Source organism: Halomonas sp. N3-2A (assembly GCF_002216165.1).
In the GTDB taxonomy this organism is placed as follows: Bacteria; Pseudomonadota; Gammaproteobacteria; order Pseudomonadales; family Halomonadaceae; genus Vreelandella.
Genome location: NZ_CP022286.1, coordinates 1 through 20,653, shown reverse-complemented (window position 1 = coordinate 20,653; position 20,653 = coordinate 1). Strand labels below are relative to the sequence as shown.

At 52.8% G+C, this 20,653-nt stretch carries 17 protein-coding genes and 1 rRNA gene; 11 read left to right on the top strand and 7 right to left on the bottom strand.

Going from position 1 to position 20,653, the window contains the following annotated elements:
- The first annotated feature begins 58 nt into the window (after positions 1-58).
- Complete coding sequence (locus CEK60_RS00090; RefSeq protein WP_089037285.1) at positions 59-2,257, top strand: TRAP transporter permease; 2,199 nt, start codon at positions 59-61, stop codon at positions 2,255-2,257.
- Between the two features lie 118 nt (positions 2,258-2,375).
- Here the strand turns inward: CEK60_RS00090 and metF are convergent, their stop codons facing one another.
- Complete coding sequence (gene metF, locus CEK60_RS00085; RefSeq protein ID WP_089037284.1) at positions 2,376-3,218, bottom strand: methylenetetrahydrofolate reductase [NAD(P)H]; 843 nt, start codon at positions 3,216-3,218, stop codon at positions 2,376-2,378.
- A 178-nt stretch (positions 3,219-3,396) separates the two neighbouring features.
- On the opposite strand from metF, the gene CEK60_RS00080 reads away from it, so the two are divergent.
- Positions 3,397-4,335: an AEC family transporter gene (locus CEK60_RS00080; RefSeq protein ID WP_089037283.1), complete on the top strand. Its 939-nt coding sequence runs from the start codon at positions 3,397-3,399 to the stop codon at positions 4,333-4,335.
- Between the two features lie 5 nt (positions 4,336-4,340).
- Here the strand turns inward: CEK60_RS00080 and ligB are convergent, their stop codons facing one another.
- Positions 4,341-6,026, bottom strand: coding sequence for an NAD-dependent DNA ligase LigB (gene ligB, locus CEK60_RS00075; protein WP_089037282.1), 1,686 nt, complete (start codon positions 6,024-6,026; stop codon positions 4,341-4,343).
- A gap of 138 nt (positions 6,027-6,164) precedes the next feature.
- Positions 6,165-7,385: a methionine adenosyltransferase gene (gene metK, locus CEK60_RS00070; RefSeq protein WP_089037281.1), complete on the bottom strand. Its 1,221-nt coding sequence runs from the start codon at positions 7,383-7,385 to the stop codon at positions 6,165-6,167.
- Positions 7,386-7,632: 247 nt separating this feature from the next.
- Between metK and tkt the strand changes: the two genes are divergently transcribed.
- The 6 genes from tkt (at position 7,633) to fba (ending at position 14,171) form a co-directional block, all read left to right on the top strand.
- Positions 7,633-9,624 carry a transketolase gene (gene tkt / locus CEK60_RS00065; RefSeq protein WP_089037280.1) on the top strand — a complete coding sequence of 664 codons (1,992 nt, stop codon included), beginning with the start codon at positions 7,633-7,635 and terminating at the stop codon, positions 9,622-9,624.
- 33 nt (positions 9,625-9,657) lie between these two features.
- Positions 9,658-10,011 carry a CidA/LrgA family protein gene (locus CEK60_RS00060; protein WP_089037279.1) on the top strand — a complete coding sequence of 118 codons (354 nt, stop codon included), beginning with the start codon at positions 9,658-9,660 and terminating at the stop codon, positions 10,009-10,011.
- Positions 10,001-10,720, top strand: a complete 720-nt coding sequence (locus CEK60_RS00055; protein WP_089037278.1) for an LrgB family protein — start codon at positions 10,001-10,003, stop codon at positions 10,718-10,720. Before CEK60_RS00060 ends, CEK60_RS00055 begins: the two co-directional genes overlap by 11 nt.
- A gap of 60 nt (positions 10,721-10,780) precedes the next feature.
- Positions 10,781-11,824 carry a type I glyceraldehyde-3-phosphate dehydrogenase gene (locus tag CEK60_RS00050; RefSeq protein ID WP_089037277.1) on the top strand — a complete coding sequence of 348 codons (1,044 nt, stop codon included), beginning with the start codon at positions 10,781-10,783 and terminating at the stop codon, positions 11,822-11,824.
- Between the two features lie 48 nt (positions 11,825-11,872).
- The gene (locus tag CEK60_RS00045; protein WP_089037276.1) at positions 11,873-13,042 is read left to right on the top strand and encodes a phosphoglycerate kinase; all 1,170 of its coding nucleotides are present in this window, start codon (positions 11,873-11,875) and stop codon (positions 13,040-13,042) included.
- A 64-nt stretch (positions 13,043-13,106) separates the two neighbouring features.
- A complete protein-coding gene (gene fba, locus CEK60_RS00040; RefSeq protein ID WP_038480053.1) occupies positions 13,107-14,171 on the top strand; it encodes a class II fructose-bisphosphate aldolase in 1,065 nt (354 codons plus the stop codon).
- Positions 14,172-14,270: 99 nt separating this feature from the next.
- On the opposite strand, the gene CEK60_RS00035 is transcribed toward fba, so the two are convergent.
- Positions 14,271-14,621: a hypothetical protein gene (locus tag CEK60_RS00035; RefSeq protein WP_089037275.1), complete on the bottom strand. Its 351-nt coding sequence runs from the start codon at positions 14,619-14,621 to the stop codon at positions 14,271-14,273.
- A 248-nt stretch (positions 14,622-14,869) separates the two neighbouring features.
- Here CEK60_RS00035 and CEK60_RS00030 point away from each other — a divergent pair, with 248 nt between their 5' ends.
- Genes CEK60_RS00030 through CEK60_RS00020 form a run of 3 tightly spaced genes read left to right on the top strand, consistent with a single transcriptional unit; the run spans position 14,870 to position 16,912 of the window.
- Positions 14,870-15,568 (top strand): HAD family hydrolase, encoded by a 699-nt coding sequence (locus CEK60_RS00030; protein ID WP_089037274.1) that lies wholly within the window; start codon positions 14,870-14,872, stop codon positions 15,566-15,568.
- A gap of 2 nt (positions 15,569-15,570) precedes the next feature.
- Complete coding sequence (locus CEK60_RS00025) at positions 15,571-15,945, top strand: translation initiation factor Sui1 (RefSeq protein ID WP_089037273.1); 375 nt, start codon at positions 15,571-15,573, stop codon at positions 15,943-15,945.
- Positions 15,946-16,003: 58 nt separating this feature from the next.
- Positions 16,004-16,912, top strand: a complete 909-nt coding sequence (locus CEK60_RS00020) for a nuclease-related domain-containing protein (protein ID WP_089037272.1) — start codon at positions 16,004-16,006, stop codon at positions 16,910-16,912.
- 4 nt (positions 16,913-16,916) lie between these two features.
- Here CEK60_RS00020 and CEK60_RS00015 read toward each other — a convergent pair whose 3' ends face one another.
- The 3 genes from CEK60_RS00015 to rrf all read right to left on the bottom strand — a co-directional run bounded on the left by CEK60_RS00015 (position 16,917) and on the right by rrf (position 20,653).
- Positions 16,917-18,260, bottom strand: coding sequence for a deoxyguanosinetriphosphate triphosphohydrolase (locus CEK60_RS00015; protein WP_089037271.1), 1,344 nt, complete (start codon positions 18,258-18,260; stop codon positions 16,917-16,919).
- A 128-nt stretch (positions 18,261-18,388) separates the two neighbouring features.
- Complete coding sequence (locus CEK60_RS00010; RefSeq protein ID WP_089037270.1) at positions 18,389-19,924, bottom strand: class I SAM-dependent methyltransferase; 1,536 nt, start codon at positions 19,922-19,924, stop codon at positions 18,389-18,391.
- Between the two features lie 615 nt (positions 19,925-20,539).
- Positions 20,540-20,653, bottom strand: a 5S ribosomal RNA gene (gene rrf, locus CEK60_RS00005).

Below are 20,653 nucleotides of genomic sequence, written 5' to 3'. Positions count from 1 at the left end.
GGGCGGGGCAGCGTTCGCTACCGCCTCTTTTTTGCTTTTGCTGTGAGGGTGACCTCTGATGAGTCACAATACCGATCAAGACCCCAACGGCCTCAAGGATGACGCCCAAACTGCTTCATCGATACCCGAGTCAATTGCCGAGGGTGTCGATGAAGAGGTTGTCGAGTCCAACCGCCGTGTGTTTGTTGGCTGGCAGTTCTTTTTGTTTGCCGCACTGGCCATTGGCTATTCAAGCTTCCATCTGTTTTCGCTCAATGTGTACCCAATGGAAACCTGGTCGTTTCGCATTGTACATATCGCCGGTGCGCTAATTTTAGGGTACGGGCTGTTTGCCGGTGCTCGCTTTGCAGAAGATGATCAGCAAGCCTCCCCTGCATGGCTCAAGTGGGCCAGCTATGCACTCCTAGCGCCTGCGATCTATGCACTTGTACAAGTCGGCTTAATGCAGCAAACACTCAATGGCGGTGCTATGCGCATCGACCCCAGTATTGAGACACTGCATTACGGCTACCCACTGATAGCCACCACGGCTGCAGCGATTGCCCTCTCGTGGTTCTATCGCCAAGCACGCCACCGCTTTAATCCCGCTGACCTCGTTCTAATGGTCTGCGCCATCGCCAGCGCTGCTTACTTGCTGATGGCGTTTAATACCAATATGCGCATGTCGACAGGCACCTCGTTTGCTCCTCCCGGCATCTCCTGGGCGGCCATTGCGGGCTCACTGTTGATTCTGGAGCTTACTCGTCGCGTGGCGGGTTTAGCACTGGTGGTTATTTCAGCGGTTTTCTTGGTCTATGTCTTTGCTGGCCAGCACCTGCCCGGCTTCCTAGGCTACCCAGGCTTGTCTGTGCAGCGCTTCTTCAGTCAGGTCTATACCGACGCGGGCATCCTTGGCCCAACGACCGCGGTATCATCGACTTATATCATTTTGTTTATTATTTTCGCGGCGTTTTTACAGGCCTCCAAAGTAGGCGATTACTTCGTCAACTTCGCATTCGCAGCCGCTGGCCGTGCCCGTGGCGGCCCGGCGAAAGTATCTATTTTTGCTTCCGGCCTAATGGGTATGATCAACGGCACATCAGCGGGTAACGTGGTATCGACTGGCTCGCTTACCATCCCGCTGATGAAAAAAGTCGGCTATCCGGCGCGCAGTGCGGGTGCCATTGAAGCAGCGGCATCTACGGGTGGTCAGATCATGCCGCCCATCATGGGGGCAGGCGCCTTTATCATGGCGGAAGTCACCGGCATTCCTTATACAGAAATTGCGATTGCGGCGGTCATTCCAGCCATTCTTTACTTCGCCTCTATCTACTTTATGGTGGATTTTGAAGCAGCGCGTAAAGGCATGCGTGGCATGCGTAAAGATGAAATCCCGCTATTCTCCAAGCTGGCTAAACAAGTCTATCTATTCGCGCCAATCATTATTCTTATTGTCGCTCTCTTTATGGGCTACTCCGTCATTCGTGCTGGCACGCTAGCCACCGCGTCAGCGGCAGTTGTTAGTTGGATCTCTCCCAATAAAATGGGTATTCGGGCTATTTTGAGAGCCCTCCAACTAGCGGGCATAATGTCGATTCAGATCATCGCGGTGTGTGCTTGCGCGGGCCTTATTGTTGGCGTTATATCACTGACGGGCGTCGGCGCGCGCTTCTCTTCACTGCTGTTAGGCCTTGCCGGGGTTAGCCAGCTATTGGCGTTGGTATTTGCCATGCTGATCAGTATCCTGCTCGGCATGGGCATGCCGACCACGGCAGCCTACGCGGTAGCAGCATCGGTGGTGGCACCCGGCCTGATCAATATCGGTATCGAGCCGCTCGTAGCACACTTCTTCGTGTTCTACTTCGCGGTCGTGTCGGCCATTACGCCGCCAGTGGCGTTAGCATCTTACGCCGCCGCCGGTATTTCTGGGGATAACCCCATGGGCACATCGGTCGCTTCGTTCAAAATTGGTCTTGCTGCGTTTATCGTGCCGTTTATGTTCTTCTACAGCCCAGCCATGCTGATGGAAGGCTCCGCGATGCAAATACTGCGTGTCGGGGTGACCGCCACACTGGGGATCATCTTGCTTTCAGGCATGGTGCAAGCATGGTTCTTTGGACCGGTAAATACCTTACAGCGTGTGGTTATGCTGGTCGGTGCGCTGTTTATGATTTACGGCGGCATTTATAGCGATATTGCTGGCCTTGCGATTGGCGCAGCGCTGTTCATTATGCAGCGTAAGCAGCATGGCGATAAGGCAACACCCAGCATCACATGACGGCACAATCGGCTATTCACTTAACCACTAGCCGTTAACCGCCCAACGAAAACGCCCGCTCGAGTGCTATCGAGCGGGCGTTTTTCTTGATCGCTAGGCTAGATTCTTTAAGGACGCTCTAGCCTCTCAGATTATCAACAATTTTCAGTACGGGTGCTGCCTGATTAAGCGTGTAGAAGTGTAGACCAGGCGCACCGCCATCGAGTAAGCGCTCACACAAACGGCTAACAACATCGGTGCCAAAAGCGGCAATAGCGTCACTATCATCACCATAAGCTTCCAATTGCTTACGAATCCAGCGGGGAATTTCTGCGCCACAGGCGTCTGAAAAACGCGCCAATTTGGTGTAGTTAGTGATCGGCATAATGCCAGGAATAATCGGCTGCTCGACACCTAATGCCCGAGCTTTTTCAACAAAATGGAAGTAGGCATCCGCGGTAAAAAAGTACTGGGTGATGGCCATGTTGGCGCCAGCCTTCATTTTACGGGCAAAGTTTTCCACATCCTTATCGAGATTGGGTGCCTGTGGATGAGATTCAGGATAGGCAGCCACCGCAATATCAAAATGGTCACCGGTTTCCGCACGGATAAACTCGACCAGTTCGTTGGCGTAGCGCAACTCACCAATGCTTCCCATGCCCGATGGCATGTCTCCCCGTAGCGCCACTAAACTGTCGACGCCCTCTTCACGATACTGCGCTAGCAGGTCGCGCAGTTGCGCTTTTTCACTGCCAATGCAGGAAAGGTGTGGCGCGGTCGTAATGCCGCTCTGGCTAACTGTGCGCACAATATCGCGTGTGCGCGCTTGAGTGGAACCACCAGCACCATAAGTGACCGAGAAAAAGCGCGGTTGTCGAGCGGCAAGTTCATCGCGCACGTGCATTAACTTCTCTCTTCCTGCATCAGTACTGGGCGGAAAGAATTCAAAGCTAATACCTAGCGGGTGCTCTTGACTGCTCATGGGACTTCCTCGTAAAGCGTTAACATCGTGATAATTTAGGTTATTCTCCTCTTTCCGCCGCGCTGGAGCTAATGAAAGATTCCACGGTCGGCCTTTAATTCGGCTCATGTTAGCTATTTACGCAACTACTTAGCTATTCACACAACGACGTCGTCACCTAACGACTCAGGATGCAGAAATGGATTTAGCACCAAGCGCCCTAATGGGGCCACTGCTGATGTTATTGGGGTTTGTAGGCTTGGGATGGATTGCCGCACAGCGCTTAAAAATCGATCCGCGCCCCATTGCCACATTACTGGTTTATCTGATCGCACCACTGACCATTTTCCGTGCACTGATGAACGGCGGCCCCACGGCGGAGTATCTGCTATTAACACTGGCGCTATTCATCTTGGTAAGTACCATGGCGCTGGCCGTACGTTGGTTTACCCAGCACCGCTTTGGGCCACAGGAAGGGGCGCTGTTAGCGTTCTCTTCTGGCACTGGCAATACCGGTTACTTTGGCCTGCCCGTGGCGCTAATTTTACTGCCGCCAGAAGGTGTCACGCTTTATCTCTTCTGCATGTTAGGGATTAATCTATACGAGTTTACAGTGGGCTTTTACTTAAGTGCCCGCGGCCACTTTTCCATGCGCCAAAGTCTGATCAAAATTGCTCGACTGCCGTTGGTCTACGCGTTTTTGTCTGCGCTGCTGCTGAGTGCACTCAACGTGACACTGCCCAGTGCACTGATGAACTCACTTGACGTTTTCCCCGCCACCTACACCCTGCTAGGCATGATGATTATCGGCATGACCCTAAGCCAGGTGACGCTTGATGCTTGGGACTCCCGCTTTGTTGCCACCTGTGTGGGCTTACGTTACCTGCTTTGGCCGCTGGTAATGCTAATCGCTGTTTTATTACTTCAAGCCTTGGGGCCGCTTACGCCAGAACTGGGTATGGCGTTGTTACTGTTAGGCGTCGTCCCCATGGCCTCTAATGTGGTGGTGGTCGCGATGGAGCTAGGGATTCAACCGCAAAAAGGAGCATTAGCGGTGCTTACCACCACGCTATTAGCGCCATTACTCATTCCTCTCTATCTCCACCTAATGCTGCGCCTTACCGGGCTAGGCCTCTGATTGGGTTAAAAGCCTTCAACCCCCGTCAGCTTTAGCTGAGCGGCCATCCGCTGTACGTCTGGGTGGCTGAAAAATGCCACCAGCGCGTCAGCACGCACGGGGCCTACGCCGGGTTCGGCTTGCCAATCTGAGCGTGTGTACCCTGCCAACGTATCCCAGTCGCCTAGCTGAGCATTGCCACCTGGTGGCATCCCTAACGCCATTAACCACTGAGAATAGGAGGCCGCCTGTGCGGCCTGGAACTGAGCGACAAGCGCTACTGAGCGGGCGTCGCCCACGCCGTATGCTTGCTGAAGTTGGTTTGGCGTTGCTGCCAGCCAGCCTAGCAGTTCGGTCACAACACCTGCCTCCATAAGCGCTTTCCAGGTGCCCTCTCCCACGCCCTGCATGTTTAACTGATCGCTTAAGAAGCTAAGCCGCGCCAGCAACTGCGCGTCGCAGTCCGTGGTAAGCGTAAAACAACTTAACAGGTGATAACGCTCTGGCGAGGGCACGCTAAGGGCCGCTCGCTCCCGGGTTTGCCAAACGACTTCTGTTGCCTGGGGAATAGTGAGACCCGCCAATGTTATCGCGATATGATCACCCGGGCGCACGTCCCATGCTTCCCAGCGCTCCAGAGACCCCAGCGACACACGACTAATACGCCGTCCTTCTAGCGTGACTGGATAAAGCCACAACAGCGGCGTCACGCGTCCTGTTCGACCAACGCGAAACTCGACGCCACGCACCTGAGCCAACGCCTGCTGAGCGGGGTACTTCCACGCAACGGCCCACTCCGGCGGCGATGATGACCAGCGTTGAACCCCAGGGCGTTCGGACTGTTTCAGTACCACTCCATCGGTGGCGAACGGCAATGGGCCGTTAAACCACGTATCGCGCCAGTTGGCGGCGTCATGCTGGGCATTAATAGGATGGGTGTAATCGGCGGTATCAAAGCCTAACGCGGTCAGTTGGCCTAGCCTTTCATTCATCTCTCTCGGCCCTTCTGGCCAATCCCAGATAAACAGCCCGATACGCTCACGGGTTTGCCGCGAAGGTGATAGTTGAGCCATGGCCCCGGCAACAGCGCCTCGCGCGCCAGAGGCTGGGGACTGCGACTGAATATGATCATTTAATATCCAGTAGAGTTCGCCTTGGAATACGGCTGAGAGCGGCGTTGGTAGCCTATTTGGCACGGCGGGAAGCTGCTGTACACGAGCCGTCCAGTTCTGACCACGTTCGCCGTCACCGCGGCTAATCGCTTCGACCAACACGCCCTCCTCGTAGCGTAACGTTATCGCCACACCATCGATTTTAGGCTGAATCCAAAGATCGTCTCGGCGGCTCATAAAGCGTCGCACACCGTCATCATCGGCTTTATTCAAGCCCGTTTGCGCCACGGGGTGATCTAGCGTGCCAGCGCTGCGGGTGACTCTGGTTAACGGTCGTTGCCGAGCCACTTCACCCAGGCAGTCTTGCCAGTTTGCTAGCCGAGCGACCGCTTGATCGTAAAGCTCATCATCAATTAGTGACTCGCCCTGATCGTGATAGGCACTGTCCCATCGAGCAATATGCTCTGCCAGTGTTTGGCTCTCTTGCGCTAGCTGCTCACGGGGCCAATCAGGGCACACGTTGGCCTGTGCGGATAAGGTGACACTCATTAACCAAGCAACCAGTAACCATTTCCAGCCTGCTGTACGCCACTGTCTCATGCTCCACCTCTCCCTCTTACCTCCCTTATCCATAAAGTAACCTTAGCGTAAGGCTTATCATCCCGTTCAACGCACAACAAAAACGCCCCTTGGCGTAGGCCATAGGGGCGTTCTCTCTTACAACAGGCGTGGTTTGGTTTACAAACCAGCAGCCTGGCGCAGAGTATCGGCTTTATCGGTCTTTTCCCACGGGAAGGCGGTAAAGGTTTCGGTATGCACCTGGCCTTTGTCGTCTACCCAGCTGTAGCTATGCTCAAACGGCTCACGTCCAAAGTGACCATAAGCAGACGTGAGGCGATACATCGGATGTAGCAGGTCGAGCATTTTAGTAATCGCGTAAGGGCGCAGATCAAAGTGCTCACGCACTAGCTCGACAATTTTAGCATCGTCGACTTTACCGGTGCCGAAGGTATCAATGGAAACCGACGTCGGTTCGGCAACGCCGATAGCGTAGGAAACCTGGATTTCGCACTTATCAGCCAAGCCTGCGGCAACGACGTTTTTAGCCACGTAACGGCCAGCATAAGCGGCGCTGCGGTCAACTTTAGACGGGTCTTTGCCAGAGAAGGCTCCACCACCATGCCGCGCCATACCGCCGTACGTATCGACGATAATTTTACGCCCTGTTAAGCCACAGTCGCCCACCGGGCCACCAATCACAAACTGGCCGGTCGGATTAATGTGGTACTGGGTATGCTCATCCAGCCACTCAGCGGGAATCACCTGCTCGACGATTTCGCGCTTAACCATTTTGCGCAGGTCGTCTTGGCCGATTTCCGGGTCGTGCTGAGTAGACAATACGATAGCATCGACACCACAGGGTTTGCCTTCCGCGTTATAACGGAACGTTACCTGACTTTTGGCATCTGGGCGTAGCCACGGCAGCAGGCCGTTTTTACGCAGCTCCGCCTGACGCTCAACCAAACGGTGCGAGTAGTGAATTGGCGCCGGCATAAACGAATCGGTTTCGTTAGTCGCGTAGCCAAACATCAACCCCTGATCGCCAGCACCCTGATCTTCAGGTTTCGTGCGGTCGACGCCCTGAGCGATATCAACGCTTTGTTTGCCGATCAGGTTGATCACCCCACAGGTTGCGCCATCAAAGCCCACGCGAGATGAGGTGTAGCCAATATCGGTAATCACATCACGTACCAGCGCTTCCAGATCAACCCACGCAGACGTGGTGATCTCACCAGCAATAATGGCAACGCCTGTCTTCACCATGGTTTCACAGGCAACGCGGGCCTGTTTATCTCGGGCGATAATGGCATCTAGTACCGCGTCGGAAATCTGGTCGGCAATCTTATCAGGATGCCCTTCGGAGACAGACTCGGAGGTAAACAGGGAATATTCGCTCATCGCGCTCTCGACCCTCTGTATGACGGCTGCAGAGTGACCGCAGCATCAGCAGGAAATCATGGCAGGAAGTTCAGTTCCCTGCCCATATATAGAAGCGGCACGACAATTTTCGCTACCACTTCGGGAGGCAGAGTCTACACGCTGTTGGGGGTTCTTCCCAGAACGTGGCTCCAGAATTTGCCGCCGCCGGGGAAGTCAGCGACAATAGCGCCTTTATTATTTCCGTTTTCAGGCGAGGAGCACCCCCATGCCGTCCCGTTTTGAGCTGGCCAATGCCATTCGCGCCCTTTCCATGGATGCTGTTCAGAAGGCCAAATCTGGCCACCCTGGCGCGCCTATGGGCATGGCTGATATCGCCGAGGTGCTGTGGAATGACTACCTCAAGCACAACCCCGAAGATCCCAAATGGGCTGATCGCGACCGCTTCGTGTTGTCTAATGGCCACGGCTCAATGCTGCTTTATTCGCTGCTGCACCTCAGCGGCTACGAATTAAGCCTGGAACAGCTACAGAACTTCCGCCAGTTGCATTCGCCCACGGCTGGCCACCCGGAATTTGGCTACGCCCCAGGCATTGAGACCACCACCGGCCCGCTGGGCCAAGGGTTCGCCAACGCCGTTGGTTTTGCGATTGCTGAAAAAACCCTGGCCGCGCAGTTTAATCGCCCTGGCCACAACATTGTTGATCATCATACGTGGTGCTTCCTGGGTGACGGCTGCTTAATGGAAGGCATCTCCCATGAAGCCGCATCGCTGGCAGGTACTCAGCAGCTTGGCAAGCTGATTGCCCTGTATGACGACAACGGCATCTCTATTGATGGCGAGGTTGAAGGCTGGTTTACCGACGACACCGCTAAGCGCTTTGAAGCGTACGGCTGGCACGTGGTGCCAAACGTCGACGGCCATAAGCCGGAAGAGATCAAAGCGGCCATTGAATTAGCCAAGAGCCACGACGATAAGCCGAGCCTGATTATCTGCAAAACAATCATTGGCTTTGGCGCACCTAACAAACAGGGTAAAGAAGAGGCACACGGTGCACCCTTAGGTGACGACGAAGTGGCCCTCGCCCGTAAGCAACTCGGCTGGGAACACGCACCGTTCCATATCCCCGAGCCCGTGTACTCTGCTTGGGATGCCCGTAACGCTGGCAAAACCCGCCAGCAGGAGTGGGATGCCCGCTTCGCCCGTTATGCCGAAGCATTCCCAGCCGAAGCCAAAGAGTTTGAGCGCCGCATGAAGGCGCAGCTACCGGCAGAACTTTCAACCGCTGCGCTCATTGAGCAGGCGCAAGAGAAAGGTGAAAGCATTGCCTCTCGCAAGGCCTCTTTTGAAGCGTTGAATGTTATCGGCCCGCAAATGCCCGAGCTGCTCGGCGGTAGCGCCGATCTTGCGCCGTCTAACTTGACCTTCTGGAAGGGCGCCAAAGCCATCACGCCGGAAGACGCTAGCGGCAATTACCTGCACTACGGGGTACGTGAGTTCGGCATGGGTGCGGTGATGAATGGTATCGCCCTTCACGGTGGTTTCGTACCTTATGGCGCGACCTTCCTGATTTTCATGGAATACATGCGTAACGCCGTGCGGATGGCCGCGCTGATGGGCCAACAAGCCATTTATGTATTTACCCATGACTCTATTGGCCTGGGCGAAGACGGTCCCACCCACCAGCCGATTGAGCAGCTGACCAGCCTGCGCACAACGCCTAACCTGAACACATGGCGCCCCTGTGACGCGGTTGAAACAGCGGCTTCCTGGGATGCAGCGGTGAAGCGTCACGCCGGCCCCACCGCGCTGGTGCTCTCGCGCCAGAACCTGCCTCATCAGCAGCGCACTAAGGCGCAACTAGCGGCCATTCAGCGTGGTGGTTACATTTTGAAAGACAGTGACGGTACGCCCGAGCTGATTTTGATTGCTACCGGCTCTGAAGTATCGCTTGCCATGGACGCCGCAGCAGAACTAGAACAGCAAGGTAAAGCGGTACGCGTGGTTTCCATGCCGTCAACCTACTGTTTTAATGGCCAAGACGCGGAATACCGTGAAAGTGTACTGCCCAAGGCAGTCACCAAGCGGATTGCGATCGAAGCGGGCCATGCCGACTACTGGTACAAGTACGTTGGCCTGGATGGTCGTGTTATCGGTATGACCACCTACGGTGAATCTGCACCTGCGGGCGAACTGTTCAAACATTTCGGCTTTACGGTTGAAAATATTGTTAAACAGGCCAATGAGCTACTGGGCTAACGCCATGCAGGCTGATCTAGCGCGGGTTCTGCCATGCCCGCGCTAAATGGTCTGCTATGGCTAATTAGCTATTGGTTAATTGGGGAAGTGGTCATCCACTTCTCCGGTTTGCCTTTTTCTTCAGGGGTGGTGGGCATGCTGTTGCTATGTGCCACCCTTGGTGTCTTAGGGCGCGTGCCTTCAAGTTTAGCGGCCGCAGCACAACCGTTAATCGCGCTTCTGGCCATGTTGATTATGCCAGGCGTCGTTGGCGTGTTCTTTATTCTGGATGAACTCGCAGGTCAGTGGTTCGCCATACTTATTGCGCTATTGCTAGGGACGTTATTAAGCGTGATTACCACGTTATGGTTATTACAACGGCTAATTGGGCGATCAGATGCCCACTGATATGTTGTCCACCCTAACAGCCACACCGCTGTTTGCTGTAGGACTTACCCTTGCAGCCTATTTGCTCGGCAACCTGATCTTTAAGCGCTTGCGTAACCCTTCTTGGCTACCCGCTATTCTAATCGCTGCGTTGCTATTAGCAGCGGCACTCGTCGCGATAGGGCTGCCTTATTCGCTTTACCAACAAGGGGCCTCATGGCTCACCATTTTGTTAGGGCCGGCGACCGTTGCCTTAGGCATGCCACTCTATCAACAGTTGCCGCGCATTCGTGAGCTTTGGCAACCGCTGACACTTTGCTTACCAGTCGCCGCCGCACTAGCGGCTTGCTACGCAATAGGCATTGCTTGGCTGATGGGGGCTAGCCCAACTATTTTGGCGTCACTCGCCGCCAAATCAGTCACCGCACCAATCGCCATCGGCATTACTGAACAGCTCGGCGGCAACGTAGCGTTACTCATGGGGGCGCTGTTAATGACAGGGGTCGTTACTATTCCCTTCGTGAGTGTCGTTGCTCGGCTGCTTAAAATTAACGATGAACGCATTATTGGCTTCGCACTGGGTCTCAATGGCCATGCCATTGGCACTGTGCGAGCATTTGAACTGAGCCCAACGGCCGGCGCGTTTGCCTCGTTAGGCATGAGTTTAACCGGTATTTTTACCGCCCTGTTGCTGCCACTCGCCTGGCGGCTGATCGGCACGGTCAGCTGAAAAACAAACTCAGTTGAAATACGCTATCATTGAGCAATTTTTTGAGAGCCGCTTCGCGACATGGCTAATGCAAACTCGACATATCGAATTGCCATTAATGGTTACGGACGCATTGGCCAATGCGTGTTAAGAGCATTGGTTGAGCGCAACCACCCAGAAATTGAAGTGGTCGCCATCAATGAGCTATCTGATCTTGCGACGATTACCTACCTTACTCGCTACGATACGACCCATGGGCGTTTCCCAGGCGAAGTAGATAATGACGGTGAATGCCTGCTTATCAATGGCCAGCGCATACACGTTCTTTGCGAGCGTGATCCGCAGGCTCTGCCCTGGGCAGCACTAGACATTGATTTAGTTCTGGAATGCTCTGGTAGTTTCAAGGATCGTGCGACAGCGGAGCAGCATTTAGCCGCTGGCGCTAAGCGACTGCTGTTTTCTCAACCCGCCGAAAGCGATGTGGATACGACGATTGTGTGGGGCATCAACGAACATGAGCTCACACTCTCCCAGCGCATTCTCTCAGCAGCCTCATGCACCACCAACTGCCTTGTCCCGTTACTCACCGTACTGGACGAAGCACTAGGGCTTGAACACGGCGTTACCACCACTATTCACTCGGCCATGAACGACCAGCCCGTCATTGATGCTTATCATCAAACGGATCTGCGCCTGACACGCTCGGCCATGCAGTCAATTGTCCCCGTAGACACGGGGTTGGCCGTCGGGATCAGTCGCCTGATGCCAAGTCTGTCCGGTCGTTTTGAATGCCTGCACGTGCGCGTACCCACCATTAATGTCTCTGCGATGGATGCCGCATTGACTGTGCGTCGTGATACGAGCGCCGAGCACGTTAACGACTTACTACGATCCGCCAGTCAGCAGCGCTTAGCTGGCGTATTAGGCTATACCGAAGCCCCCATGGCATCGATAGATTTTAATCATGATCCACGCTCTGGCATCCTAGACGCCACGCAAACACGGGTCGCGGGGACACGCTTAATTAAGCTGCTGTGTTGGTTTGATAATGAATGGGGCTTTGCCAATCGTATGCTGGATATCACCCAGCGGCTGGCATCGCTTTCCAAAAGCAACGCTCGCTAGGCCTGCATCATGTCTTTTCATCTGCTTGAACACGAGGAAACCGCTCACATGAACGTGCAAAAAATGACCGACCTGCCCCTGGAAGGGCAGCGCGTGCTGATTCGTGAAGACCTTAACGTACCGATCAAGCATGGCCGTGTTTCCAGTGACGCTCGTCTTCGCGCGGCGCTGCCAACCATTCAGGCAGCAGCTCAAGCAGGTGCAAAAGTGATGCTAATGAGTCACTTAGGCCGTCCTACTGAAGGTGAGCCTGCTGAAGAATTTTCACTCGCACCCGTCGCTGAGCGCTTAGGCGAGTTGCTTAGCCGCCCCGTTACGCTGATCAGCGATTATCTCAAGACAGCGCCAACATTGGCTAACGGCGATGTTGTGCTGCTAGAGAACGTGCGCTTTAACAACGGTGAGAAAAAAGACGACGAACAGCTTTCCAAGCAATACGCAGCGTTATGCGACGTTTTTGTAATGGATGCCTTCGGTACGGCTCATCGTGCGCAGGCCTCTACTCACGGCGTGGCGCGCTTTGCGCCACAGGCGTGCGCAGGACCGCTGCTTGCCCAAGAGCTTGATGCGCTTGAAAAAGCGTTGGCAAACCCGGCGCGCCCCATGACAGCCATTGTAGGCGGCTCTAAAGTATCCACCAAGTTAGACGTACTCACCGCCCTTTCAGACAAATGCGACCAACTGATTGTTGGTGGTGGTATCGCCAACACGTTTATCGCTGCGGCAGGCTATAATGTTGGCAAATCGCTCTTTGAGGCAGATTTAATCGGCCAGGCAAAAGCACTCATGGAAAAAGTAGCCATTCCGTTACCGACGGATGTCGTCGTTGCCACTGAGTTTTCTGATTCCGCAGAAGCTGTCATCAAGCCAGTTGATCAGGTCGCCGATAACGAAATGATTCTGGATATCGGTCCCGACACCGCTAGCCACTTAGCCAGCTTACTGAAAAATGCAGGCACTATTTTGTGGAATGGCCCTGTCGGTGTATTTGAAATTGATCAGTTTGGTAAAGGAACCGAAGTGCTTTCTCAGGCGATTGCCGACAGTAGCGCTTTCTCAATTGCTGGGGGCGGTGATACGTTAGCAGCGATTGATAAATATGCCATTGCTGACCGCGTTTCCTATATCTCTACTGGCGGTGGCGCATTTCTTGAGTACGTTGAAGGCAAGCAGTTGCCTGCCGTCGCCGCACTCGAGGCTGCCGCTCAGCGCGGTTAAATCTTTAAACAAATGGCACGCTCACTGCCTTTGTACATACATACAACCCAACTAAGGTGATCCCATGGCTTTGATCAGCATGCGCCAAATGCTCGACCACGCAGCCGAATATGGCTACGGTATTCCAGCATTCAACGTTAATAACCTTGAGCAGATGCGCGCCATCATGGAAGCTGCTGACGCCACTGACTCGCCGGTTATCGTGCAAGCCTCTGCTGGCGCGCGGAAATATGCTGGTGCCCCCTTCCTGCGCCACCTGATCTTGGCAGCAGTTGAAGAGTTCCCGCATATTCCAGTCGTGATGCATCAGGACCACGGTACTAGCCCTGCTGTTTGCCAGCGCTCCATTCAACTCGGCTTCTCCTCAGTAATGATGGACGGCTCTTTGGGTGAAGACGGTAAAACACCGATGGACTATGACTACAACGTCGATGTCACTCGCCGTGCCGTAGAAATGGCGCATGCTTGTGGTGTCTCCGTTGAAGGCGAGCTAGGCTGCCTAGGCAGCTTAGAGACGGGCATGGCTGGCGAAGAAGACGGCATTGGTGCCGAGGGCAAGCTGGACATGGAACAGATGCTCACCGACCCTGAAGAAGCCGCTGAGTTTGTCAAAGCAACCCACGTAGATGCGCTGGCTATCGCCATTGGTACCAGCCACGGGGCTTATAAATTTACCAAGCCACCCACTGGCGACACCCTGTCGATCCAACGCATTAAAGAGATCCATGCGCGCATTCCCGACACGCATCTGGTAATGCACGGTTCATCATCCGTGCCACAAGAGTGGCTGGAAGTGATTAACCAGTATGGTGGTCAAATTCCGGAAACGTATGGTGTACCGGTCGAAGAGATCATCGAAGGCATTAAACACGGTGTTCGTAAAGTCAACATCGACACCGATTTACGTCTTGCTTCTACGGGTGCAGTCCGCCGCTTTATGGCCCAGAACCCTTCCGAGTTCGACCCGCGTAAATTCCTTAAAGAAACCGTGACCGCCATGCGTGACCTGTGTATTGCACGCTATGAAGCTTTCGGCACTGCTGGTAATGCGAGCAAAATTAAACCCGTCAACTTAGAAGTAATGTTCCAGCGCTACGAGCGCGGCGAGCTGGCACCTAAAGTGAAGTAACTTTCTCTTCACGTATCCCCCTTAAGGCGGCCGATTGGTCGCCTTATTTATTGCAGCGCAGTGTAGTGCTAATTCGCGACGCTTAACACGCTAAAAGCACTACTTATTATCGTCGTTGCTCTGCTCACCCTCACCGCTTTCGATTGCATCCTCGGCACTACCAGTACCTCCCGTGCCTCCCTCTGTATCTTCTGTATCTTCTGTATCTTCTGTATCTTCTGCATTATCAGCATGGTTACTTTCATCGCCGCTGGTTTCCTCAGCGTCGTTGGAAGTGGGCTCATCTCGCTGAACTGCTCCTGCCTTGATACCGTACTTCTCCTCTAATGCCGCATCGCCTAATGCGTCGTGCTGCGTATTATCTGAATCTGACGTTTCGGCTTGCGCTTGCCCTGCCATCAGTAGGGATGTACAGAAAGCAATTGAAAACACCCAAGGTGTAAATCGCATCGAAGCTCTCCTTTTTTGTGGTTATCAAAGCTTAGTCTAAACATGGCTACCCATCAGTGCTGTTGCTTTAAAAAGCCCTTCCTGCCCCAGCAATGAGGCTATCACTCAGCCCTTTCCTTGGGCCCCTAGATATAAACCTGTAAAAAATTATCAAACAGTGTTCACAAAGAGCTAAAAATCCCGTTCAATAGCAGTATGGTCGGCTTAAACTAACACGGGCAGCGCGAAAGACGTTGCAAGGAATGACAATGCCGCTTCCACTTTTGCTGTTTGACTGTGATGGCACCCTCGTTGATAGCGAGCCACTTCTAGCGGAAGAAATGGCTATCGGTCTAAATTCGGTAGGCTTACCCTTTAAATCCACCGATTATCTCGGCGAGTTTCGAGGTGCCCGTTTTCGACGAATTGTGGCAGAGTTACAGCAGCGTTACGGTAGTGTCGATGAAGCTCAATTAGCTAGCATGGAGCAGGCGATGCGAACCAACTTAGCTAATCGTTTATCAAGCGAGCTGAAGGCAATTCCTGGCGTCCATGAATCACTTGAAGTATTGAGTAATTACCCGAGTGCGGTTGTATCTAATGGCCCAGAAAGCAAAATTCATACTGCTTTACAAGCAACCGGCCTAGCCAGCTACTTTGGGAAGCGTTTGTTCAGCGGTTATACGGCTAACTGCTGGAAACCAGAGCCCTGTCTTCACCTTCATGCAGCTAGTATCATGGGTTTTTCAGCAAGTGATTGTATTGCCATCGATGACGCACTCGTTGGCGTAAGGGCCGCTCTACAAGCTGGCATGACCGTCATTCACTTGAATCGTTACCCAGACGCTGAAACTACGCCTGAAGGCGCTATTATGATCAGCAACATGTATCAGCTACCTGCAGTCGTTGAGCGCCTTACTCATGAAAAGTGGCAGATGCCAGTGCCTCAACATTCAATAGAGAAATAAGTATGGCTTCATTACGTGATCAGCTCGGCGGCCTTGTGTATTCAACAGAGCAAGGCAAGACTTGCCCAAGCTGCCGCGAGTCTGTCGACCAATGCCGCTGCGCAGATACCAGCGAGCAAGCGCGCATTGCTGATTTAGACGGCATTGTGCGAATCCGACGTGAAACCAGTGGTCGCAAGGGAAAAGGAGTCACCACGATTAGCGGCATACCGCTTTCCAATGCGGAGTTGAAAACGCTTGCTAAGACACTGAAGAAACGCTGTGGCACCGGTGGTGCTGTAAAAGATGGCATTATCGAAATTCAGGGCGATCACCGGGAAACGTTACAGCAAGCATTAACATCGTTAGGCTACCAAGTTAAATTAGCAGGTGGTTGACACACTTCTGTGATAGCGCTCTGTCTTGAGGCAAAGCACTAAAGGGCAAGGCACTGCAATGAATTGGTTAGAATACCTGCTACCACTCATTTTTCTGTTTCCCATGGCGGCCATGGGTGGCATTGTCTTGGCGCTGCGTAGCCTTCACGATGCACGCGTTCAGTCTCCCTTTAATGCTCCCTTGCGTGAACCCGGTCAAGCTCTGCGGCACCGCCTTGACCAAGCTTTTTCTAGCCTGTTTTTAAATGGTGCGCTCGGTCCCATTATTAGCCTTGCCCCGCTGGTGTATGGCATGGGCCGTATGCTGTTTGTGGAGAAGCAAGACTGGTTGGAGTGGGCATTATATGGCTTACTTAGCACGCTGTTAGTACTGGCTTTTTCACTGTTACTTGTGCGCGATTACCAGCGCATTCGCCGTCTTAAACTCGGTTTAGCTTGTGAATTAGCCGTTGGCCAAGAACTTGAACGCATGGTGAGGCCAGAAGCCCACCCTTATTATGTGTTTCACGACGTCCCCACCGATAGCTTTACTATTGATCATGTCGTTGTCACACCACATGGCGTTTTCGTGGTAGAAACACGTGCACGAGCATTAGCGATTGGCAGCAATGGGAAGGAGCTTAATAGCGTAGCTGTTGAACGTGAGCGGCTACGTTTTCCTCACTGGCAAGAACGCCGCCCTCTGCATAAAACACGTCAGGGTGTTAGTTGGCTGACGCAATGGCTTGAGCGTCGTTGTGGTGTTCCTGTGCCGGTACAAGGTGTATTGGTTTTGCCGGGTTGGGACGTTGATACTAGCGAAGCTGCCCCCGATATATTAGTCGTTAGCGGTGAGCAGCTATCACGTCAACTAACCGAGCTCACCCCTGGCCAGATGAGCGATGCCATTCACGATAAAGTGATTCATCTACTCATTGAGCGTGCACGCCTGATGGAGCTCAAACACCTGCGTCAACCCTCCGTATAGAAGATTAATTACCGCGCAAGCGCCCTCCCATTTCTTGCGCAAGATCGACAGCATAGTGATCGGTCATGCCACCAATAAAATCCAGCATGCGCCGATAGCTATCGTAGAGCGTCCAGGACGGCAATGGCGTGTTTTCACCAATCAACGCCAGCACGCGCTGGTGCTTGAATGAGCTATGCCCTGTGTGATGTAGCTCATTAGCAGCACCAATAAATGCTTCTAATAAAATCCCTAGCGTTGTATAGGCACCAATTTCAAGTTTGGCTTTGCGCTCATTTTGAAAAATGCGCTCACGAGCTAACTGCTTTGCCGCTTGAACGCCCCACCCCAGATCAGGATGACACAGCTCCAATAAATCCTGGCCTAACGTTCCGCTGAGCAACGCTTGCTCATGCTGCACAAAAACCGCCCCCACATCATTCACCGCGCGTTCCATAGCGGCCCCGCGCAGTAACGCAATTCGACGCCGCTGAGATACTTTCCGCCTCTCCATCTCAGCGTATTCTGGAGGGAATTCGCCCGCGATCTGACGCAGTATCTCGACCACTTCCTCATAGCGAAGAATCCCCATCTCTAAGCCATCTTCTAAATCAAGCAGGGCGTAGCAGATATCATCAGCCGCTTCGACAAGCCAGGCAAGCGGGTGACGACACCAGCGCTGATCTCCTTGGGGAAGAAGCCCGACAGCATCAGCCACTTCTTTTAACAGCGCCTGTTCAGACTGGTAACAACCGAACTTACCAGCCCGCCCGCTGTAGCGTACTGTCCAGGGATATTTAAGCAGAGTACCTAACGTAGCGGCTGATAACCGCATGCCACCATTAAACTGGTTGTACTCAATTTGGGTAATAACACGGAAGCCTTGGGCATTGCCTTCGTAGGTCAGTAAGTCATCACGCTCTGCATCAGACAAGCCATCTAGCAAGCCACTTTGTTGGGCACGCCGAAACCAATCACGAATTGCATATTCACCGGCATGGCCAAAAGGGGGGTTGCCAATATCATGTCCTAGGCACGCTGTCTGAACGATTACTCCTAAGTCAGCGGGTGTGATCCAGCCAGGCAGGCGGTCCCTTAGTAACTCGCCCACAATCATGCCTAGCGAGCGACCAACGCAGCCGACTTCCAGTGAATGGGTCAAGCGTGTATGGATATGATCATTTTCAGTCAGTGGATGCACTTGCGTTTTCCGACCCAAACGCCGAAAGGAGCCCGAGAAAACGATACGATCATGATCTTTATGAAAAGGACTTCGCCCGATTTCGTGGGTTGCTTCACGTACACCGCCAGGGCGTTTATCGTGAAGGCGTTGAGGGGATAATAACTGGTCCCATTGCATCTGTGTCATAGCGTTCCTCCGTGAGAGCAACATTTTGACATAAATCCAAGCAAGATAACCGCCTTCAACCTCAAGACATGCGTGCAGCGGCAAACGTCGCTACACACATGTTATATGGCAGTGGCACGCCCCATTGATCAGATAATTTTTAACGCTCGGTAGAGGGGCAACCGCGCGTCTAGAAAATCACCAGCCTGACGCTCAAGCTCAGCCAAATTCTCATTTTCATCTGAAACTGGCTTGCCCTCTTTAAGCAGGCATTTGTTTTGAGACGCCAAAATACGCCATGCAAAAGTAGCCAACGTTTTAGCGTCCTCGCCGCCCTCTAACGTGGCAAGCAGGAAAAACTGATGGAACAGCGAGACAGCGACACCACCTCCTGTCACCGGGCTTGCGAGATAACTCAACTCAGTCGTGCTTCTTGACTGGCTCATTAAAAAACGATTTAGTCGACCAGTCTTGGACGCTACTTTAGAAATATCATCGTCGGACTGGGCAGGCAAAATAATACCCTTTGATGCCAGTATGGCAATTGCACTGTTCAATGCAGGACGCCCTACTCCATACTCTTTTGCAACCTTCCAAAGTTCGGATACAAATACCGGTTGATAGGATGAAAGCGCATCTAGCAGCGGCGTATAAATATTGCTAGGCAAGTCAAAGTTACCCAGTCGCCCTGCGATTTTTAGCTGCACATCTTTACGTGGCACTCCCATAATCACGCGAAGACCATCTAGCATTTCATCTTTATCAAGCCCACTTAAGCGGCGCGCCCCTTTGACCCAGTAATCGGTACGAAACTGACGGTTCTCACAAAAATCACGCACCGACTGGCGAAATAGCGGGTTAGGAATGTTATTAATTAAGGCCTGTTGCTCATTGGTTAACTGAATACTTTCAATGGCATCTACATATCGCGCACTGCAAGCCCAATCCATCTTGGCGGGTTCTAGCCAGCGTGCCATTTTAGCAAATGCCATCGGCTCCCAATCGCGGTTAAAGTATTCATGAGCTATGTAATTTTTATTATCTTGTTTAATTTTCGCTAAGCGATTCTTAATCTGGGGGTTAGCATTACAGTACTCTGGGTTCACGGCCACCAACTGCTCGGCAAACGTGATCGCGTCTTCAATTCTCGAAATGGTGCCCGCCCCCTGAGCACTCATAAGGTCCGCGTGCTCGGCTAATAGGTCACGCATAGGCACCATGGCTGCCCATCCTGGTTGTGTGTTGTAGCTAATGTACAGCACACCTCCCACCTTCAACTTACGGCGAATAAAATCGACAATCACTGCGCGGTTTTCATCCGAAATCCAGCTCCATATGCCGTGAAGGCCGATATAGTCGAATTCAGGTAGGTCATCACGCTGGCAAAATTCATCAAATGCATCATCATGTAGCTTTGCATTAGCACCGCTAATAGATGATAACTCCTGCGCAAAGGCTGCTTGATGGGGATTAAAATCTGTCCCGTACCAATTGATTTGTGAAGCAGCCGCATGAATGTTGGTGCTAATGCCCTGACCAAACCCTAGTTCACAGGCGTTAATAACGTTTGGCGGCCGAATACCGGCGTTGATAAATCCTAGCGCAATTCGCAAAGGATTAAGTTCAGTGTAATAACCGTAAGTATAATTAATATCCGCTATGTATCCAGACGTCCAATCCGACATAACACCTGCTCCCAAGCAATGGCGCATTATTCAATTGTTAAGCGAAGCCACTTATCACCAGAGTCTGAGAAACAGATAGAAATACGCATATCGCTCTGCTAGCTCTGACACACACTCGGTGACATAAACCCTGGCACAAACACTGTTGTTAGAATCTTGATAGTGAAGTATTTGATCCACTGGGTCTACTGGAGAGATGATGGGAAGTTTGAAGGATTGTTACGCAATCACTAACTATATAATTGAATAAATTCGTAAATTTTTTTTGCTGCCAGCTAAGTGACTTTCTTTCACACACAAAAAATCCAGCCAATGGGCTGGATTCTTTGTTTAATAAGTACCTGGCGATGACGCCACCCAGCCCTCCGCGCCGCCTCGTCATTCCCGCAGGTCCTTAGCGGGAATCCATGTTGAATTGGGGTTTCGGGCTGTTGCAGGCCAAGGTCAAGGTGGATTCCCGATAACCCCACTCGGGAATGACGGTGCGGTGATTCGGGAATGACGGGCGATGCATGCTTCGGAAGGTGGCCGCTTTGTGATAGGGGCTAGGGAGTGTTTTTTCTTCCGCGCAAACAAAAAACCCAGCCGGTTGGCTGGGTTCTTTGTTAAATAAGTGCCTGACGATGACCTACTCTCGCATGGGGAGACCCCACACTACCATCGGCGCTAAGCGGTTTCACTTCTGAGTTCGGCATGGGATCAGGTGGTTCACGCGTGCTATGGTCGTCA

What these genes read in the sequence shown, in the direction of transcription:
- CEK60_RS00055 (WP_089037278.1), top strand. Translation starts at nt 10,001, where the DNA reads ATGCCCACTGATATGTTGTCCACCCTAACAGCCACACCGCTGTTTGCT.
- CEK60_RS00030 (WP_089037274.1), top strand. Translation starts at nt 14,870, where the DNA reads ATGCCGCTTCCACTTTTGCTGTTTGACTGTGATGGCACCCTCGTTGAT.
- CEK60_RS00025 (WP_089037273.1), top strand. Translation starts at nt 15,571, where the DNA reads ATGGCTTCATTACGTGATCAGCTCGGCGGCCTTGTGTATTCAACAGAG.
- metK (WP_089037281.1), bottom strand. Translation starts at nt 7,385, where the DNA reads ATGAGCGAATATTCCCTGTTTACCTCCGAGTCTGTCTCCGAAGGGCAT.
- CEK60_RS00060 (WP_089037279.1), top strand. Translation starts at nt 9,658, where the DNA reads ATGCCCGCGCTAAATGGTCTGCTATGGCTAATTAGCTATTGGTTAATT.
- CEK60_RS00020 (WP_089037272.1), top strand. Translation starts at nt 16,004, where the DNA reads ATGAATTGGTTAGAATACCTGCTACCACTCATTTTTCTGTTTCCCATG.
- CEK60_RS00045 (WP_089037276.1), top strand. Translation starts at nt 11,873, where the DNA reads ATGAACGTGCAAAAAATGACCGACCTGCCCCTGGAAGGGCAGCGCGTG.
- ligB (WP_089037282.1), bottom strand. Translation starts at nt 6,026, where the DNA reads ATGAGACAGTGGCGTACAGCAGGCTGGAAATGGTTACTGGTTGCTTGG.
- metF (WP_089037284.1), bottom strand. Translation starts at nt 3,218, where the DNA reads ATGAGCAGTCAAGAGCACCCGCTAGGTATTAGCTTTGAATTCTTTCCG.
- CEK60_RS00010 (WP_089037270.1), bottom strand. Translation starts at nt 19,924, where the DNA reads ATGTCGGATTGGACGTCTGGATACATAGCGGATATTAATTATACTTAC.
- CEK60_RS00015 (WP_089037271.1), bottom strand. Translation starts at nt 18,260, where the DNA reads ATGACACAGATGCAATGGGACCAGTTATTATCCCCTCAACGCCTTCAC.
- tkt (WP_089037280.1), top strand. Translation starts at nt 7,633, where the DNA reads ATGCCGTCCCGTTTTGAGCTGGCCAATGCCATTCGCGCCCTTTCCATG.
- CEK60_RS00050 (WP_089037277.1), top strand. Translation starts at nt 10,781, where the DNA reads ATGGCTAATGCAAACTCGACATATCGAATTGCCATTAATGGTTACGGA.
- fba (WP_038480053.1), top strand. Translation starts at nt 13,107, where the DNA reads ATGGCTTTGATCAGCATGCGCCAAATGCTCGACCACGCAGCCGAATAT.
- CEK60_RS00090 (WP_089037285.1), top strand. Translation starts at nt 59, where the DNA reads ATGAGTCACAATACCGATCAAGACCCCAACGGCCTCAAGGATGACGCC.
- CEK60_RS00080 (WP_089037283.1), top strand. Translation starts at nt 3,397, where the DNA reads ATGGATTTAGCACCAAGCGCCCTAATGGGGCCACTGCTGATGTTATTG.
- CEK60_RS00035 (WP_089037275.1), bottom strand. Translation starts at nt 14,621, where the DNA reads ATGCGATTTACACCTTGGGTGTTTTCAATTGCTTTCTGTACATCCCTA.